General features: G+C 69.6%; 11 protein-coding genes and 6 pseudogenes. 5 read left to right on the forward strand and 12 right to left on the reverse strand.

What is annotated here, in order from left to right; genetic code table 11:
- Window positions 1-75: 75 nt before the first annotated feature.
- On the forward strand, window positions 76-357 hold the full coding sequence (locus QA802_RS07210) for a metal-sensitive transcriptional regulator (protein WP_010358257.1): 282 nt from the start codon (window positions 76-78) through the stop codon (window positions 355-357).
- A 112-nt stretch (window positions 358-469) separates the two neighbouring features.
- Here QA802_RS07210 and QA802_RS07215 read toward each other — a convergent pair whose 3' ends face one another.
- The 4 genes from QA802_RS07215 to QA802_RS07230 all read right to left on the reverse strand — a co-directional run bounded on the left by QA802_RS07215 (window position 470) and on the right by QA802_RS07230 (window position 3,687).
- Window positions 470-1,045: a rhodanese-like domain-containing protein gene (locus tag QA802_RS07215; protein ID WP_010358256.1), complete on the reverse strand. Its 576-nt coding sequence runs from the start codon at window positions 1,043-1,045 to the stop codon at window positions 470-472.
- Between the two features lie 136 nt (window positions 1,046-1,181).
- A complete protein-coding gene (locus QA802_RS07220; RefSeq protein WP_006378575.1) occupies window positions 1,182-1,925 on the reverse strand; it encodes a sulfite exporter TauE/SafE family protein in 744 nt (247 codons plus the stop codon).
- Window positions 1,922-2,287, reverse strand: coding sequence for a rhodanese-like domain-containing protein (locus tag QA802_RS07225; protein ID WP_010358255.1), 366 nt, complete (start codon window positions 2,285-2,287; stop codon window positions 1,922-1,924). The genes QA802_RS07220 and QA802_RS07225 overlap by 4 nt, the downstream gene beginning before the upstream one ends.
- A gap of 35 nt (window positions 2,288-2,322) precedes the next feature.
- Window positions 2,323-3,687 carry an MBL fold metallo-hydrolase gene (locus QA802_RS07230; RefSeq protein ID WP_006378722.1) on the reverse strand — a complete coding sequence of 455 codons (1,365 nt, stop codon included), beginning with the start codon at window positions 3,685-3,687 and terminating at the stop codon, window positions 2,323-2,325.
- 196 nt (window positions 3,688-3,883) lie between these two features.
- On the opposite strand from QA802_RS07230, the pseudogene QA802_RS07235 reads away from it, so the two are divergent.
- Window positions 3,884-4,272, forward strand: a pseudogene (locus QA802_RS07235) (DUF302 domain-containing protein); the annotation flags it as partial.
- Window positions 4,273-4,324: 52 nt separating this feature from the next.
- Here the strand turns inward: QA802_RS07235 and QA802_RS07240 are convergent.
- From QA802_RS07240 to QA802_RS07260, 5 genes and pseudogenes are all read right to left on the reverse strand, one after another.
- A pseudogene (locus tag QA802_RS07240) lies at window positions 4,325-4,600 on the reverse strand (hydroxymethylglutaryl-CoA lyase-like TIM-barrel protein); the annotation flags it as partial.
- Window positions 4,597-5,049, reverse strand: a pseudogene (locus QA802_RS07245) (acetaldehyde dehydrogenase (acetylating)); the annotation flags it as partial. The pseudogenes QA802_RS07245 and QA802_RS07240, both read right to left, overlap by 4 nt.
- A 243-nt stretch (window positions 5,050-5,292) precedes the next feature.
- Window positions 5,293-5,931: pseudogene (locus QA802_RS07250) on the reverse strand (LutC/YkgG family protein).
- A pseudogene (locus tag QA802_RS07255) lies at window positions 5,928-6,520 on the reverse strand (lactate utilization protein LutB domain-containing protein); the annotation flags it as partial. The pseudogenes QA802_RS07255 and QA802_RS07250, both read right to left, overlap by 4 nt.
- 180 nt (window positions 6,521-6,700) lie before the next feature.
- Window positions 6,701-8,971, reverse strand: a complete 2,271-nt coding sequence (locus QA802_RS07260) for an MMPL family transporter (RefSeq protein WP_006379207.1) — start codon at window positions 8,969-8,971, stop codon at window positions 6,701-6,703.
- Window positions 8,972-9,213: 242 nt separating this feature from the next.
- Between QA802_RS07260 and QA802_RS07265 the strand changes: the two genes are divergently transcribed.
- From QA802_RS07265 to QA802_RS07275, 3 genes are all read left to right on the forward strand, one after another.
- A complete protein-coding gene (locus QA802_RS07265; protein ID WP_006378898.1) occupies window positions 9,214-9,942 on the forward strand; it encodes a response regulator transcription factor in 729 nt (242 codons plus the stop codon).
- Entirely contained in the window at window positions 9,936-11,039 is a 1,104-nt protein-coding gene (locus QA802_RS07270) for a sensor histidine kinase (protein WP_010358252.1), read from the forward strand. The genes QA802_RS07265 and QA802_RS07270 overlap by 7 nt, the downstream gene beginning before the upstream one ends.
- 266 nt (window positions 11,040-11,305) lie before the next feature.
- Window positions 11,306-11,515, forward strand: coding sequence for a hypothetical protein (locus tag QA802_RS07275; protein ID WP_143673346.1), 210 nt, complete (start codon window positions 11,306-11,308; stop codon window positions 11,513-11,515).
- Between the two features lie 1,682 nt (window positions 11,516-13,197).
- Here QA802_RS07275 and QA802_RS41480 read toward each other — a convergent pair.
- The 3 genes and pseudogenes from QA802_RS41480 to QA802_RS07290 all read right to left on the reverse strand — a co-directional run.
- Window positions 13,198-13,440: pseudogene (locus QA802_RS41480) on the reverse strand (ArsR family transcriptional regulator); the annotation flags it as partial.
- Window positions 13,441-13,446: 6 nt separating this feature from the next.
- Complete coding sequence (locus QA802_RS07285) at window positions 13,447-14,307, reverse strand: restriction system modified-DNA reader domain-containing protein (protein WP_006378819.1); 861 nt, start codon at window positions 14,305-14,307, stop codon at window positions 13,447-13,449.
- Window positions 14,308-14,419: 112 nt separating this feature from the next.
- Window positions 14,420-16,003, reverse strand: coding sequence for an ATP-binding protein (locus QA802_RS07290; RefSeq protein ID WP_237311092.1), 1,584 nt, complete (start codon window positions 16,001-16,003; stop codon window positions 14,420-14,422).
- Between the last annotated feature and the right edge of the window lie 173 nt (window positions 16,004-16,176).

Below are 16,176 nucleotides of genomic sequence, written 5' to 3' on the forward strand. Positions count from 1 at the left end.
ATTTTCCTTTGCCCGGGTGAGGTTACTCCTTCGGTAAGATACCCAAGGGGGTATCTTACCGAAGGAGTGTGGGTTGTGGAACTGGCGATGGCGGCTGAGGAACTGAAGACGGTGGTCAACCGGCTGCGCCGGGCGCAGGGTCAGATCGCCGGTGTGATCAAGATGATCGAGGAGGGGCGGGACTGCGAGGACGTCGTCACCCAGCTCGCCGCGGCGTCCAGGGCTTTGGACAAGGCCGGTTTCGCGATCATCGCCACGGGGCTGCAGCACTGCCTGACCGATGCGGACATGGCTGCTTCCGGTGACCGGGAGCAGATGCGTACTCGGCTGGAGAAGCTGTTCCTTTCTCTGGCCTGAGCTGTGGTGCCGCGACGCCGGATCACCCGCCCGGTTCGGAGCTGTTGGCCACATGGCCTGGATACGAAAGGGGAGGGATCCGGAGCCAGGTCCCTCCCCTTTGTGGTGTGGTTCAGCGGTTGCGTAGTGCGGCCAGTGTGTTGTCGAGGTCGGCGGCGCGGGGGCGGTTGTGGGGGAGCTTGGCGAGCATGGCGGCCATGCCGCAGGTGTTGGTCAGGGCGGAGTAGACCAGACCGCCCGCGATGCCGGCGGAGATGAGCTGGAAGGCGGGGTGGACGACGAGCCCGAGCAGCAGGCCGAGCAGCACGGTCACTCCTGCGGTGAGCCTCACCTGTCGCTCCATTCCCCAGGTGGCGCGGGAGGCGCCCTGGGGGCGGTGGAGCTCGTGGCCGTCGGCCGCCCAGGCACCGGTGCCTCCTGACAGGGTGGCGGTGGTGACGCCGTTCTCTGCGAGGATCTTGCAGGCGTTCTCGGAGCGGGCGCCCGAGGCGCAGACGACCAGGACGTCGCCGCGGTCGGTGGCGTGACGGATGTCGGGCAGCGCGCGCCGGATCTGGTCGAGGGGGATGTTGAGCGCGCCGGGGAGATGACCGCCGGCGTATTCGCCCGGGGTGCGCACGTCGATGATGGTCAGTTCGTGCAGGCGGGTGCGCGCCTCGTCGGTGGCGAGGGCCGTGGGTGTGGTCATGGCAGATGTCATCCTTGTGTGTCGGAGTGTGCTGAGCTTGATCTGGCGGGAGCCGGACTGAGGGCGGTCCTGAGATGCGCGGTGGGGCTGGAGAAGCTCTCCTGGTCCTGGTCTGAGCCGGTCGCGGCCCTCGTGTTCAGACGATCACGTCAACGAGCATGAAGGCCGCCACTGCCAGCAGTACGCCGGCGAAAACTCTCTGAAGAGTGGTGCCGGAGATCTTCGTCGCGAGGCGTTTGCCGTCCCAGGCTCCGAGGATCGCGGCTCCGGTGAAGGGGCCGATGACCTCCCAGTGGAGCCCGCCACCGGTGCCGGTGCGAGCGGCGAGCGCGGCGAGGGAGTTCACCGTGATGACGAGCAGGCTGGTGCCCACCGCCCGCCGCATGGCCAGTCCCAGGACGCCCACCAGGGCGGGCACGGCGAGGAATCCCCCGCCGACCCCCAGAAAGCCCGTCACGGCGCCGAGTCCGGCACCGGCGCCAGCCGCCCTGCCGGGACGGATCCGGTCCGGCGGCCCGGACGCGGACGGACGCAACATACGCAGAGCCGCCAGCGCGGCGATGACCGCGAACGCCGCCGTCAGCACCGCTTCGGGCAGGCGCCCTGCAACAGCTCCGGCGAGAAAGGCGGGGACGATGCCCGCCGCAGCGAACAACGCCCCTGTCTTCCATGCCACGTTCCCGCCGCGGGCGTGGGCGTACAGGGCGGTGGCGGAGGTGGCGGTGACGATGATCAGGCTGGCGGTGGTGGCGGCGGCCGGGGTGAAGCCGAGCAGATAGATCAGTGCCGGTACGGCAAGGACGCTGCCACCGCCGCCGAGGGCCCCGAGCGCGAGACCGATGACGGCCCCGGCGATGAGGGCGAGAACGAGTACGGTCACGCTATCCGGCCGCTGTTCCCGCGTTCGTCGACGACCGGGTGCCCGGCGGCGGCCCACGCGTTCATACCGCCCTCGACGTCCACCACCTGCGCTCCGCGGTCGGTGAGGAGCTTCGCGGCCTGCTGGGAGCGGTGTCCACTGCGGCAGATCACCACCAGCGGACGGCCCTGCGCCTCGGCGGGCAGGATGGCGCCGGCGACCAGGTTCGTCAGCGGTACGTGGATGGCGCCCGGGGCGTGGCCCGAGTTCCATTCGGGCTTCTCGCGGACGTCCAGCAGGACGGCGTCAGGCCGGTCGCCGCTGGTACGGCTGTGTGCCTCGTCGACCGTGACACGGGGCCCGTTTCGGCGAAAGAGGAACATCACACGCTTCCTTCCTTGCGGGAGATCGGCCGAACTCAGGCGGAGGCCAGGGGCAGCCCGGCATCCGCCGCGGCGTCGAAGGCGTCGTCGACGGCGACCACCTTGCGGCCGGCGGCATCGAGGAGGGAGGCGGCGATCGCCGCGCGCATCCCGCCGGCGCAGTGCACCCACACCGTCCCGTCCGGCACCTCGCCGATACGGCCGTGCAGCTCGTGGATCGGGATGTGGACCGAGCCGTCGATGTAGCCGCCTACGCGCTCCGAGTCCCGGCGCACATCCAGGACGACCACCTCGTCGCCGCGCTCGCGCACCTGGGCAAGGTCGGCGAAGCGGGCACGCGGGAAAGAAGCGAGCCTCTCGCCCTCATGGACCCAGCCGGCCGGGTCGCCGGTGGCGGCGGCGGCCGGGCGGTCGATGCCTACCCGCGCGAGTTCCCGCTGCGCGGCGCTGATCTGCTCCGGGGTGTCGGCGAGCAGGGTGACGGGCTTGCCCCAGGGGATCAGCCAGGCCAGGTAGGTGGCGAGCTTGCCCTCGCCCTCGAAGTTGAACGAGCCGGCCACGTGCCCCTCGGCGAAGGCCATGCGGCTGCGCAGGTCCACCACCCACTCACCGGCGGCCAGCCGGGAGGAGATTTCGCCTGCATCCGCACGCCTCGGCGGGGTGAGGTCGACGGGGGCGGGGCCGGCGGCGTTGGCCGGGCCCATGTGCGCGTAGTAGGCGGGCACGTCCTCCAGCCCGGCGAGCATCCGCTGAACGAAGGTGTCCACGTCCAGGGTGAGCGCGTCGTTGCTGGTGCGTTCCTTGCCGATCGTGGTCGCGTCCCCCTCGGCCTGGGCGGAGGAGCAGAAGCTGCCGAACCCGTGGGTGGGCAGCACCGGCACCTCGTCGTCCAGCTCGGCGGTCAGGCGGTGGGCGGAGGCGTGCTGGGCCCGGGCCAGCTGCTCCGTCAGCCGAGGCTCCACCAGGTCAGGGCGGCCCACCGTACCGATCAGCAGCGATCCGCCGGTGAACGCCGCCACGCCGCGCCCGTCCTGCTCCAGGACGTAGGAGGTGTGGTGCGGGGTGTGCCCGGGCGTGGCGATCGCACGCAGGACCAGACCCGCGTCCACGTCCACGGTGTCGCCATCGGCGACCGGGGTGCGGGCGAAGGACACGTGCGCCGCGGCCGGCACCAGATAGGAGGCGCCGGTGACGCGGGCCAACTCCAGGCCACCGGTGACGTAGTCGTTGTGCACGTGGGTCTCCGCCACGTACGCGATGCGCACCCCGCGCCTGGCGGCGGCGGCGATCACCTGGTCGATGTCGCGCGGCGGATCGATAACCACCGCGGCAGCGGCCCCGCCGGCCAGGTAGCTGCGGTTGCCCAGACCCTCGAACTCAAGAGTGTCGACGAAGAACACGACTGCGGCTCCTCCACAAGAACGGTGTACCCCGGGGGGTATTCGGCACCTACCCTAACAGGGGTACCCCGGGGGGTATTCCTGTGGTCCTGGACGTCCCCCATATCTCCGGGTGCGGCATTGCGTCCGCTGCGCCGGGTACCCGGCGGGGTATCAAGGAACCGGGTTTTCCGCCTCACCGAAGGAGCAGCGCACCGTGTCCTACGACCGCACCGTCCGACTGGCCGTCACCGACTTCGACGCCGCCACCGCCGCCGTCCGCCAGGCCTTGGCCGACCAGGGGTTCGGCATCCTCACCGAGATCGACGTCCAGGCCACGCTGAAGGCCAAGCTCGGCCACGACATGGAGAACTACCTAATCCTGGGCGCCTGCAACCCGCCGCTCGCCCACCACGCCCTGGAGGCCTACCGCTCCATCGGCCTGCTCCTGCCCTGCAACGTCGTCGTCCGCCGCGACGGCGACCACACGCTCGTCCAGGCCCTCGACCCGGACACCATGGTCACCTCACCGGCCTGGACGCCCTCAAGCCCGTCGCCGACGAAGCCACCGCCCGACTCGACGCCGCGCTCAGCGCCCTGGCCGCCACCTGCCCTCTCCCCGGTTCGGCATCTGGCCGACCCCGGCACGCGGTGCGCGGATCGTGCCCACGCCTGGCAGCAGGAGAGTGGTGAGCCGGGCCCGTTTCAGTACGGAGGCCGCGGTCTCGATCCACTCCCAGTCGGTGTGCGAGCCGGGCCCGTAGTTGACCGAACTGCCCGCCAGACCGTCGCCGTGTGCGATCTCGATCGCGTCCACGCCGGCCTCGTCGAGCGCTGTCACGATGCGGGCGACATCGACAGGGCTGATGCGGTGGCGAACGGCGTGCATGCCGTCCCGGAGGGTGACGTCCTGGACGTAGATCTGCGTGGTCATCGGCTGTCCGCCTTCGCTGCGGCGATCCGCTCGGCGACTTGGAGTCCCGCCGCGGTCATGATGTCGAGGTTGCCTGCGTAGGCGGGCAGATAGTGTGCGGCGCCCTCGACCTCCAGGAACACCGACACCTGATGGGTGGGGCGCCGGGTGCCGGCTTCGAGCAGGGTGTCCAGTGGCTGGTCGCCGGGGATCTCGGTGATCTGCGTCTGCTGTTTGAGCCGATACCCCGGGACGTAGGCCGCCACGTCGGCCACCATCTTCTCGATGCTCTGCCGGATATCGGACCAGGCGGCCGGGTCGGGGGCGTCGACCAGGACGAAGACCGTGTCACGCATGATCAGCGGCGGCTCGGCGGGGTTCAGGACGATGATCGCCTTGCCGCGCTGTGCGCCGCCGACCTTCTCGATCGCTCCGGCGGTCGTCGTGGTCTCGGATCGCACGAAGGCGCGGCCTGCTCGCGACTTTGGGTGAGCGAGCCGTGGCGGAGGCACGGCTGATGTTCCCGCATCAGCCTCCAAGCGCACGAGTCCGGCTGGACGCCCTCGGACCGAGCCTGGCGGACGAACTGGCACGGATGCACAGAAGGGCTCCGTTCCGCGGCAGCACGGCTCTCAGATCGTCGTTCTCCACGGACCTCAGACGATCCTGCTTTCCTACCGCAGGAGGTGAGCAGAGCCCGATGCGAGCATTTCCTACTCGCCATTCCTGTTCACCGGGATCACTTCCAGGGTGCGCGAACCGTGCACCCCCTCGACCCGGTCCAGCCCGACGTCGCTGGTCGCTGAAGAACCGGAGATCCACGTCAACGGACTTACCGGTTCGAGGCGTTCGAGGCCCTGCGGCACCGCGGAGACGACCTGGTCCGGGACCCGTACGACGCAGATGCGCTGGTCGGGCATGAGCGTGATGCGGCGGCGGCCCTGGCCGGGGGAGCCGTCGAGGACGACGGTGCCGGACTCGGCGACGGCCACCGCGCACGCCGTCACCACACTGTCGATCCGGTCCAGCTCGTGCGGGGTGCTCGGCCCGGTCCGGGACCTGCTCGGCGTCGGCGTCCGCGAGCCAGGACTGCTCCAGCCCCGACGGCACCAGGACCGTCTGGAACCCCGCGCCGCCGGCATCCCGGCGAGCGTCGCGGGCAGGTCCGCTGCGGTGCAGTGGTGCACGATCGCCCGGTAGTCGGCGAGGTTCTCGGCCAGGAGGTCCGCCGTCTCCTCGACGCCGCGGTCCCCGTGCTCCCGCAGATACGTCCGCTCGATCGGAGCGTCCTCGCCCGAGACATCGGACAGCGCGCGCCGCACCCGGCCCAGGATCCGCTCCCTGCTGCTCACTTCGAGCCCCCCTTCTCCGAGCGGCCGCCGTCGGTCCGCGGCCACCAGTCGCGGAACGGCTCCACGGGTAGGGCCGGAAGATCCCGGGTACCGCTCCAGGCCTGCCCGGCCCCGGAAGCGAACGCGGATGCAGCCGCCGGGTGCGCGAGGTCGGCCGCTGTCCGGTGCGCAGGACACCGGGGCGGGCGAACGCCCAGCGGGCCGCCCGCATCGCCGCCCGCTCGGCCGCGTGCCCCTTGGCGGGCTTGAGCACCACCTTGTTGCCCTCGCGGACCACCAGCCCGCCCTGAACGACCCGTTCCCGCAGATGCACCAGCACCTCGGGGATGTCGATGGCGACCGGGCAGACCTTGTAGCAGGCCCCGCACAGCGAGGAGGCGTACGGCAGCGGGGCGTCGATCTCGCTTTCCGTGCCGCGCAGTTGGGGGCTGAGGATCGCACCGATCGGGCCCGGTTAGACCGAGCCGCAGGCGTGGCCGGAAGCGTGGCCGCAGGCCCACTCGTAGACCGGGCAGACGTTGAGACAGGCCGAGCAGCAGATGCAGTGCAGGGCCTGGCGGCCGACCTCGTCGGCGACGGAATCGGAGCGAAGCGGCCGACTTCGAAGAATCGGCACGCTCAACAGGAACCGGGTCCAACGCCCGCGCGGATCACCCCCTGCAGGAGACAGGCATACTCGAATCCCGAACGTTGATAGTTTTCTGATGTGGACCACTTCCAGATCGGCGTGCGGTCAACTCCTGGCGCCGCCCACACGCCGATGGGCTCCTCAGTACCGTCGTGCACCCGCGCCGCTCACCGGGGCTGCCGCCCGGTCGGCGTCGCGCGGCTGCCGTGCCGCCCGATCCCATCCCGCCGGCCCGGACGCCTGCGTCAGCCTGCTCGTCAGTCGCTCCCCCTCGATGTCCATGTCCGGCAGCGCTCGGTGCAGGAACCGGGGCAGCCACCATGCCTTACGGCCCAGGACCGCCATCACGGCGGGGACAAGCGTCATCCGGACAACGAACGCGTCCAGGAGCACGCCGACGCCGAGCGCAAAGCCCATGCCTTTGATGACCTGCATGTCGGCGAAGACGAACGACCCGAACACCGCGATCATGATCAGCGCGGCAGCGATCACGACCTTCGCGCCGTGCCCGAATCCGCGGACCATCGCCTCGACCGGCGGCAGCCCATGGGCGTACTCCTCCCGCATCCGGGAGACGAGAAAGACCTCGTAGTCCATAGCGAGGCCGAAGAGGATGCCCACCAGCAGCATCGGCAGGAAACTCAGGACCGGGCCGGTGGTCTTGATGCCGAGCAGGTCGGAGAGCCAGCCCCACTGGAACACCGCCACCAGCGCGCCCAGCGAAGCACCGAGGGACAGCAGGAACCCCAGGGCCGCCTTGAGCGGGACGGCGAGGGCGCGGAACACCACGACGAGGAGGAGGAGCGCCAGGCCCATCACCAGCAGGCAGTACACGGGCAGGGCGGAGGAGAGCTTGTTCGCCACGTCGATGTTGACGGCGGTGGTGCCGGTGACATTGATCTCGGTGCCGCTGTTCTTCTCCACGGCGCCTCGGGCGTTCCGTATCTCTGCCAGGACCCGCTTGGTCGTCTCGGTCTCCGGGCCACCGGTGGATGTGACGCTGAGCAGTGCCGCATGACCGGACTCGGCACGGACCGCGGGGGTCACGGAGGCCACCCCAGGCAGGTCCCGCACCACACCGGCCATGCGCTCGGCGGCCGGGACGACCTCCGTCCTTTCACCCTGTACCAGCACGACCAGCGTGCCGCTGTAGCCGGGGCCGAATCCGTCGTCCACGAGCTTCTGTGCCCTGCCCGCGGAGGTGTCGGGATCCTGCGTGCCGCCGAGCCCCAGTCGGAGATCCGCCGCAGGGACAGCGAGGACGCCCAGGCCCACCAGAGAGACGAGCAAGACGCTCCACCGGCGGCGGGCCACCATGGCCGCCCAACGCTGCCCTGCGGGCTGACGTGCCGAGACGGGGGCGCGCTCGACGGAACGACGCAGGACGGGGACCGTGCTGGTGGCGATGTTCCGTCCCATCAGGCCGAGTACGGCCGGCAGCAGTGTGACGGCGATCGACACGGAGACGACGACCGTCGCCGCAGCACCCAGTCCCATGACGGTAAGGAACGGGATGTTCACCACGGAGAGCGCGGCCAGTGCGATGACGACGGTCGCGCCGGCGAAGACGACCGCTCCACCGGCCGTCCCGGTCGCCAGGCCGGCCGACTCCTCTGGTTCCATGCCCGCCCTGACCTGGGTCTGGTGCCTGGAGACGATGAACAGGGCGTAGTCGATGCCCACGGCCAGGCCCAGCATCACGGCGAGGATCACCGAGGTGCTGTCCATCGTGACGACGCTGGTCAGACTCAGCAGGCCGAGCACACCCACGGCAACCCCGACGAGCGCGGTCGCGACGGGAATGACCGCGGCACGCAGGGAGCGGAAGACGAAGACCAGAATGCCCAGGGCGATGAGCACGCCCACGGCTTCCCCGGGGCCCATCACCTTGACCTCGACCTTGGAGAAGGCGTCTCCGCCGATCTCCCCGGTCAGCCCCTCGCGACGTGCCTCGGCCACGAGTCGCTCGACGCCGTTGGTGGTCGCCTCGGAAAGGGTGCCGGTCTTGTCGGTGGTGAAGGTCAGTGCGGCGATGCCCGTCCGGCCGTCGGCCGAGACCGTCCCCGACGACGCGGAGGGTGCGGTGACCGACCTGACGCCCAGAACATCCGCCGCCTCATCGACCGTTCGCCGTACGATGCGGGCCACGTCGCCGGTCGTGAGGGTCTCACCGCGTGGGGCCCGAAAGACGATCCTTCCGGTGAGGTGGGACTGGTCGCTGGGGAACTCTGCCTGCACGACGTCGAGCGTGCGCTGGGCCTCGGTACCCGGGATGGTCGTCGAGGTGGTGAACGGCTTCATCAGGCCGAGGGCCGCCAGGACCGCGACGAGCAGCAGTACGGACCAAGCGCCGATGACGGACCATTTCCGCCGGTAGGCGAAACGGCCCAGGCGGTACAGCAGGGTGGACACGCGAAGACTCCCGATGGCCGGGGAATGGGAAATGAGCAGTGCCCCGACCGGTGGAGGACGCCAGTCGCCGAGGCCTGCCTTATCCACCGTAGGAACGCCTCCGGGCCACACTCCGCGAAACGGCCCTTCGGGACCGCTGTTCACACACAACTCCCATGGAACGCGCCACGCGGGTCGGAGACGATCAATTGAGCACCGAAGGCGGGCAGGGTCCCGCGGCACTGAGGAAAGGGTTGACGCGCATGCCCGACGAGAACGCCGCAGCCGTGGCGGAGTCCGAGCCACCGCTCGGGCGATTGCTCGTCGTCGACGACGAGCCGGCGATCCTGGACACCGTCGGCCGTTTCCTGCGGTTCATCGGCTACGAGGTCCGGACGGCCGCCACGGTGAAGGAAGCCCTTGCCGAGGCCCGCGACCACCTTCCCGAGCTCATCCTGCTGGACATCATGCTCCCGGACGGCGACGGCATCGAGGTCATGCGGCGGTTGCGCGCCGACGGCCTCCCGCACGCGGTTGTCTTCCTCACCGCACGTGACACACGTAAGGACCTGGTCAAGGCACTCGCAGCGGGTGGTGACGACTACGTCACCAAACCGTTCGGTCTCGACGAGGTGGCCGCCCGGATCGGTGCTGTGCTGCGCCGCACCCGCAGACCCGAGCACGAGAGCTCCGTCCTGCGGGTCGCCGACCTCGAACTCGACCCGGCCACCCACTCCGTACGCCGCGGCGGCACTGCGATCGGTCTCTCCCCGACCGAGTTCCGGCTGCTGCGCTACCTGATGCTGCACAGCGGTCGGATCGTGCCCCGGGCCCAACTCCTCGAACACGTCTGGTCGTACGACTTCAACGGCGACGACACCGTGGTCGCCACGTATATCAGCTACCTGCGCCGCAAACTCGACGCGCTCGGTCCACCCTTGATCCACACCCAGCGGGGCATCGGCTACGCCATCCGGGAGCCGGGATGCTGAAGCGGTTGCGCCGGTCGCCGCTTCGCGCGCGCCTGAGCATGGTCGTCACGGTGCTGTGCGCCGGCGCCATGGCAGCCACGGCACTCAGCTGGATTCTCAGCGGCGATCCGGCCGTGATCGTGCTCGTGGAACTGGCAGGGCTGACCGGTGTGGCCCTGGTGAGCACTACTGTCGTACGGCGGGAACTGCGCCCGCTGGAGCGGGCTGCGGACACGGCCGACACCATCGCCGCCGGCGACTTCGCCCAGCGGTTGACCGTAGCCGCCTCAGCACCCACCACGGAGGTCGGACGCCTCGCGGACGCCTTGAACGGGATGCTCGACCAGATCCAGGCCGCGCTCACCGCCCGCGAGCAGTCCGAGGAGCGGATGCGTCAGTTCGTGGCGGACGCCTCGCACGAACTGCGCACGCCGCTCCAATCCCTGCGCGGCTACGCCGAGTTGTACCAGAGCGGGGCGCTGCCGGACCGGGCCGCGGTGAACGAGGCGGTGGAGCGGATGCTCTCCGAGATCCATCGCATGACACGGCTGGTCGAGTCGCTCCTCGGGCTTGCCCGGTTCGACGAGCAGGACGAGGCAAGTCTTGAGCCGGTTGACCTGAGCGGGCTCGTACGCGACTGCTGCCGCGACGCCAGGGCAGTGGAGCCGTCACGGCCGACCGGGGCGTACATCGAGCCCGACGTGACAGTCAGCGGGGACGAGGCCCAGTTGCGGAGCCTGCTCAGCAATCTGCTCGGCAACGTCCGTATGCACACGGCACCGGATGTTCCCTGTCGGGTCACTCTGAGCACGTCGGGCGACGAGGTGATGCTACGGGTGGAGGACTTCGGCCCGGGTATCCCCCATGAGTCGCTCACCCACGTCTTCGACCGGTTCTATCGCGCCGACAAGGGCCGCAGCCGTGTCGACGGAGGCAGCGGGCTGGGACTGGCTATCGTGGCGGCGATCACGGACCTGCACCACGGCAGGATCCGTCTGGACAGCGTCCCCGGCCGTGGCACGCGGGTGGACGTCCTTCTGCCCGCGTCCCGCACCGGGTCGGTATCGGTCGATCGGGACACACTGCCGCGCTCGTCGGCAGATCGCGCTGAATGCTGACTTCGGCGGCCTGTCCCGGGGGCCCGCTCGTGACGAGCGGGCAGACCCGTCTGTCGGACACGGCCGTCCAAGGCCGCGAACTTCTTCTCCAGGTCAGCGAGGAAGCTGTCGCCACCGGGCAGCATCCCGGCGATGGCCCGGACCGTAGTGCCTGTGGAGCCCCTGAGCCGCCCTCGATGAAGGCGGCGGCCTCCGGGACGTATGCGGTCATCAGTTCCTTGAAGGCACGGGCCGCCTCTTCGCGGTCCAGCAGGTCGTCCATGCTCATGTCCACCGACAGGGGCGTTCGTTCGGCGGGGTCGGCGTCGAACGGAACCGTCCAGGTGTGGCGGCCCGAGCCCACCTCGACGCCGTCGCTGTCGCCGGGCAGGACAACCTCGGCGGCGGTGTTCGACGAGACGAGGGCCGTGACCGTCAGTTCGTGGTTGCCCTTCATCGTGGCAGAGTCCCGCGCCATGGACACGAACTACTGCTGAGCCACCGGCAATTCGCCCACGAGCTGTACCAGGTCGAGCACCGGGTGCTCAGGTTACTCGACGGGTTGCGTTGGTGACCCCGCGCTGGGCCGGATCCGAGAGGGCGGCAACCGCACTGTCGGCCTGGCCTTTCGTCGTACGCGGAAAGACCGCCCGAGATGTCGTCACTGGCGCCAGTCAGGATGCCATTCACCTCGTACCGCGAGGTGAATTCCGTCGACCGGCCCTGCTCGGCCGCCTCCACAGTGCCCCAGGTGTGTCGCCCCCTGAAGCGGGCTTCCAAGACTGCCCCGTTCGCCGCGGGCGCACGGGCGTCTGTCACGCGCGGCAGTGCCGATCTGGACACAGAAGATGTGAACTCCCCCAACTACCTTGCCATGAGCCGGACGTACATGAGCGTCACTCAAGGGTCCTCGCGGATCCATGAACTCTCCGAGGTACCAAGAGCTCCAGTTCGGCATTGGTGCCCGCGAGCCGACCGAGACTGCGCTGATATCGGCGCCAAGGAATGGCAGTTGTGGGGGTGTACCGGATAGCGCGAGAGCACCGGCTGCCGCGCGAGGCGGCGGGGCCTGTGCCACATGGCCCGACCACCGCGCGGCTCCTGGACGGCCCCTGACACGCCCGGCAGGTCGGTCTCGGCCAGGAACCATCAATCCCGGGCCGGCACGCATCAGCCGTCCCGCCTGAAGACATTTCCGCAGGCCGTGATCACGAAAGGCGACCGCCACCAGCAGCGAAGAATCCGCTGGCCAGCCCCCCGCCCCTGGCAGACGACCACCGCCACTCAGTGCCCCGTCAGCGGCTCATCGGCCCTACTGCTCGCCGCGCCACCCCCAGCCGCAAGGCGAATCAGTACACGACCTCGCACCACCCTGACCAGCGGCAATACGCTCCACAACCGAAAACGGTGCGGATTCGACCCGGATTCGCCCCGAGGGCCCCAGACTCCAAAACGAACAGTAGTTGACCTGCAGTGATGCTGATTCTTGCCGCTGTACCGAGCATCCACCGACAGAGGAGTCTCACAATTGAAACTAAGTGGACATTTTTGGGCGATTAGCGCCACGTAGCGAGTAGTCGCACCCGCCGGCGCCACCTCCGGCTCCCCCGAGCGCGAACCGAACAGCAGCACCACCCGGCGCTCCACTCTGGCGACTAGGGGGCTGACAGAACAGGGCTCTGACCAGCCCCTTTACGGAAGTCCTTCCGCCTGACAGAAGACGTCTTGCCGAGCCGATGCAAGCCTCACAACCCTGTTTCCAACCACGGCACGCGGGGCGACGGAGCCCCGCCGACAGAGACGGGAACTGCCATGCCGCACATCACCGCTTTTGCTGGAAACCAGTGGTTCTTGGCGGGAGCGATCAACGAGACGCTCTCGCAGTGATCACTTCCAGGGCCTGCCGCAGGGCGCCCCACCGGTGATCGAGTTCAGCCCGAGCTGGTCGACAAGAAGACACCTCGTACATGTACTTGTGAACCTGTCCGGCGCCTGGATGTCCACTACAGACCGATGCCGGACCACCTTCATCGCCCGGAATGACCGCATCTGCCGCATGTCGGTGGGACGGGAACGACAATACGCGAACCCGAATTCGACCCGGATTCGACCCCAAGTGTTTGTTTATCAATTAAACATAGCCTCTGACCTGCGGAAATACGGGGCGGCAGACGAGTCAGGCTATACGCCGGGTACTGGCCGGGGCGTCCAGCGCCACCAGCAGCCGGGCTCGGGCCCGGCCGACCAGAGCGGTCAGCGCGTCCGGTTGAGGGACGGTCTTTTGTTCGCCCCGCAGGGCGGCGGTGCCGCGGGCAGGGTAGATCAAGGTCCTGGGCCAGGGGTCTTCCAGGTGGGCGGCGATATTCCCGACGAAGACCGAAGGGATCAGCAGGAGACCGTCGCCGGCGAGGCGGACAGTTCCGCCCTGTCACACCGGTGCGGGTGGCGGGAAGTGCGTGGCGCGGAACTCGGCGAGGGTCTGCTCCACACCGGCGATGGTCAGACGCCAGAAATCCCAGCCGTCGATCTTGTTGCTGCCGGTCGCGGCCCTGGCGGCGGTGGTCGGGGTGCGCCAGGGGCGGCCCAGGACGTTGATCTGGCCCTCGTGGTTCAGGACCGCCTGGTGGACCTTCTTCTCGTGCCGGCCCGTGAAGGTGATGCCGGCCTTCAGGTCGTCCGGGTCCAGATGTTCCAGCAGGTCTTGCAGGTCGACTCGGGAGCGTTCCGGGTCGACGGTGGGTGTGGGCGTCGTTGCGGCCGGCGTGGGCGCGGCAGCGGGCCGGTCGCAGGCGCGCTGCAGGGCCAGGGCCATGGCGGCTGCTGAGCTGTATGGCGCCTTGGGCCCCACCTTGTCGTCGATCAGCTGCTGGATGGCGGGATCGTCCCCGTAGCGGGCGAGTACGGTGACCGCCCGCATGAGGCGGCTGCGGAGCGGGACGAGGTGGGAGTCGTTGAGCGCGAGGATCCGTATGGTTTCGTCGGCGCGGCACAGGCCGCGTTTCGCTTCGGCCTGCGAGTAGGGGGTGCTGCTGCGCCGGGCGTAGCCGGCGCTGTCGAAGCCGAGCAGGTCGGGGTCGCTGTGGTGGGCTGGGAGCAGCGGCTGTTCGCGGTCCAGGTCATCGGCTGATGCGCGGGCGCGGGTACCGCCTATGACCGGGAACTGGCTGCCCTTGGCGCGGCCTTCCCGGACACCGTTGTAGCGGGCTCCGCCGCTGTTGCAGTGTCTGCAGGCGATGCCGTAGTTCGACACGTCGCAGGCCAGCCACCAGTGACCCGGGTGGCCGGGCACGTCGCGTACTGGGCACCGAAGATCTCGGCTCCCGCACCGAACCCGTGCTGCTCCGGGAACACGGCCACGGGAGGAAAATCCGGGGGCGCTCCTGGCTGAGGTCTCCCAGCCGTCAGGCGCGCAGCAGGGTGACGGTGCGCCCGGAGGGCGTGGTCTGCTGCGAGAAGGCGGTGCGCTCGTGGACCGTGGCTGCTTGCGGGCGGGTGTCGAAGACGACGAGGGTGCCCGTGGACAGCTCCATGCGGTCCAGGTAGTCGTCCAACTGTGCCAGCCCCTCGGCGAGGGGGTCGGTGCGGCCCTGGCGCCACACCTTCAGCTCCAGCGCCTCGCGCTGCACCGCCCGCGAACCGTCGGCAGCGGTGTACGGCTGGCGAATCAGCAGGTCCACGCGCCGCCGGCCGATCCCGTACTCCCGGTCGATGAAACCCGCCCCGTTCACGATCCGGTGCAGGTAGGCCATCATCACCAGCTGTGCCGCGGCCTCCGGGTAGGTCGAGGCGGTGGCCAGGATCTCGCCGTTCTCCCGCCAGAACTCGGCGAAGGAGCACAGCAGCTTGTCCATGTCGATCCGGTCGTCCGGCAGCCGGAAGCTGCTCGGGGCGGCGACGACCTGGCCCTCCGTGTTGTTTCCCAGGACCCGGACAATGACCTCCTGGTAGATCGGATTGGCCACCCGCACCGGCGCGTCCGGAGCGACCAGCCCCAGGTCGCGCACGTACGCCAGATCGTCGTCGTACGTGTCCGTCGGCAGGAGCAGCTCGCCCGCGATCACCGGCTGGATCACCCGCCGCACCCGGTCCTCGCCCAACCTGGCGGCCAGCGAGTCCAGATGCGTCGCACGCGCCAGGATCAGCCGCTCCTTCGCCTCCTCCATGTGCTCGGCCGTGATCGGCGTGTCCGACGGCACCCCCATCTCCTCGACGACCTCCCGGGCCAGCGCGTTGACCAGCCACGGCTGTCCCTGGGTAAAGCCGAAGGCACGCTCCAGCGCATCCACCGTGAAATCCTGGCCCGTCTGCGTGGTGTGCTGCCCGTACAGCTCGGCGACCTCGGCCGCGGTGAAGTCGCCCAACCGCAGCGACGCCACCTTGATGTTGAACGGACTCGACGTACCAAGGCGCCCCGGATCCCCGCCCGAGGCCGCCTTGTAGTCACGCACATCCCGCAGCCCGCACAGCACCACCGCATGCGGGAAGCCGCCACGGCTGACAGTGAAGCCATCGCGCAACTGGCGCAGCACACTGCGCAGGCCTTCCCCCCGCAGCGCGTCGATCTCGTCGAAGAACAGCACCAGCGGACGCGGACAGCTCCGCACCCACTCAGTCAGCCCCCGCGTGAGCCGGGACCCGGGCACCGCGTCGGGCCAGGAGGCGGGGGGCGCGAGCTCATCAGGAAGCCCAGCGGACTCCGCGGACCGCCGAATCGCCTCCAGCACCAGCAACTCGGCCTGGCCGTAGTCCTCCCCGGCCACCTCCGCGCTCTCGCACGAGAAGTGCAGCGCCGCGTACCGGCCCGAGGCCGTCAGTTCCCGGGCCATCGCCGCCAGCACCGTCGTCTTCCCGGTCTGCCGCGGCGCGTGCACCACGAAGTACTGGCCCTGCTCGATGTACCCGCGGGCCCTGGGCAGCCGCTCCTGGGCCGGCACCATGTAGTGACGCGTGGGGACGCACGGCCCGGCCGTATTGAAGTAGCGCATACCTCGCACGCTAGCCGACGGCACCGACAACCTGAGGCGACCGTGCACCCGACCACCGGCTACACCGCCCCGTACGGGCACGAGTGCCAGAGCAGCGGTGCCCCGGTACGGGATCACCCGGCGGGCAGACGCAGAAACGCGGCCGGCGCCCGCTGGGGTGCGGTGACCGCTGG

This window comes from Streptomyces sp. B21-105, assembly GCF_036898465.1.
Taxonomy (GTDB): domain Bacteria; phylum Actinomycetota; class Actinomycetes; order Streptomycetales; family Streptomycetaceae; genus Streptomyces.

Coding starts and splice junctions, on each gene's coding strand:
- QA802_RS07215 (WP_010358256.1), bottom strand. CDS start 1,045: ATGACCACACCCACGGCCCTCGCCACCGACGAGGCGCGCACCCGCCTG.
- QA802_RS07225 (WP_010358255.1), bottom strand. CDS start 2,287: ATGTTCCTCTTTCGCCGAAACGGGCCCCGTGTCACGGTCGACGAGGCA.
- QA802_RS07265 (WP_006378898.1), top strand. CDS start 9,214: ATGCCCGACGAGAACGCCGCAGCCGTGGCGGAGTCCGAGCCACCGCTC.
- QA802_RS07270 (WP_010358252.1), top strand. CDS start 9,936: ATGCTGAAGCGGTTGCGCCGGTCGCCGCTTCGCGCGCGCCTGAGCATG.
- QA802_RS07275 (WP_143673346.1), top strand. CDS start 11,306: ATGTCCACCGACAGGGGCGTTCGTTCGGCGGGGTCGGCGTCGAACGGA.
- QA802_RS07290 (WP_237311092.1), bottom strand. CDS start 16,003: ATGCGCTACTTCAATACGGCCGGGCCGTGCGTCCCCACGCGTCACTAC.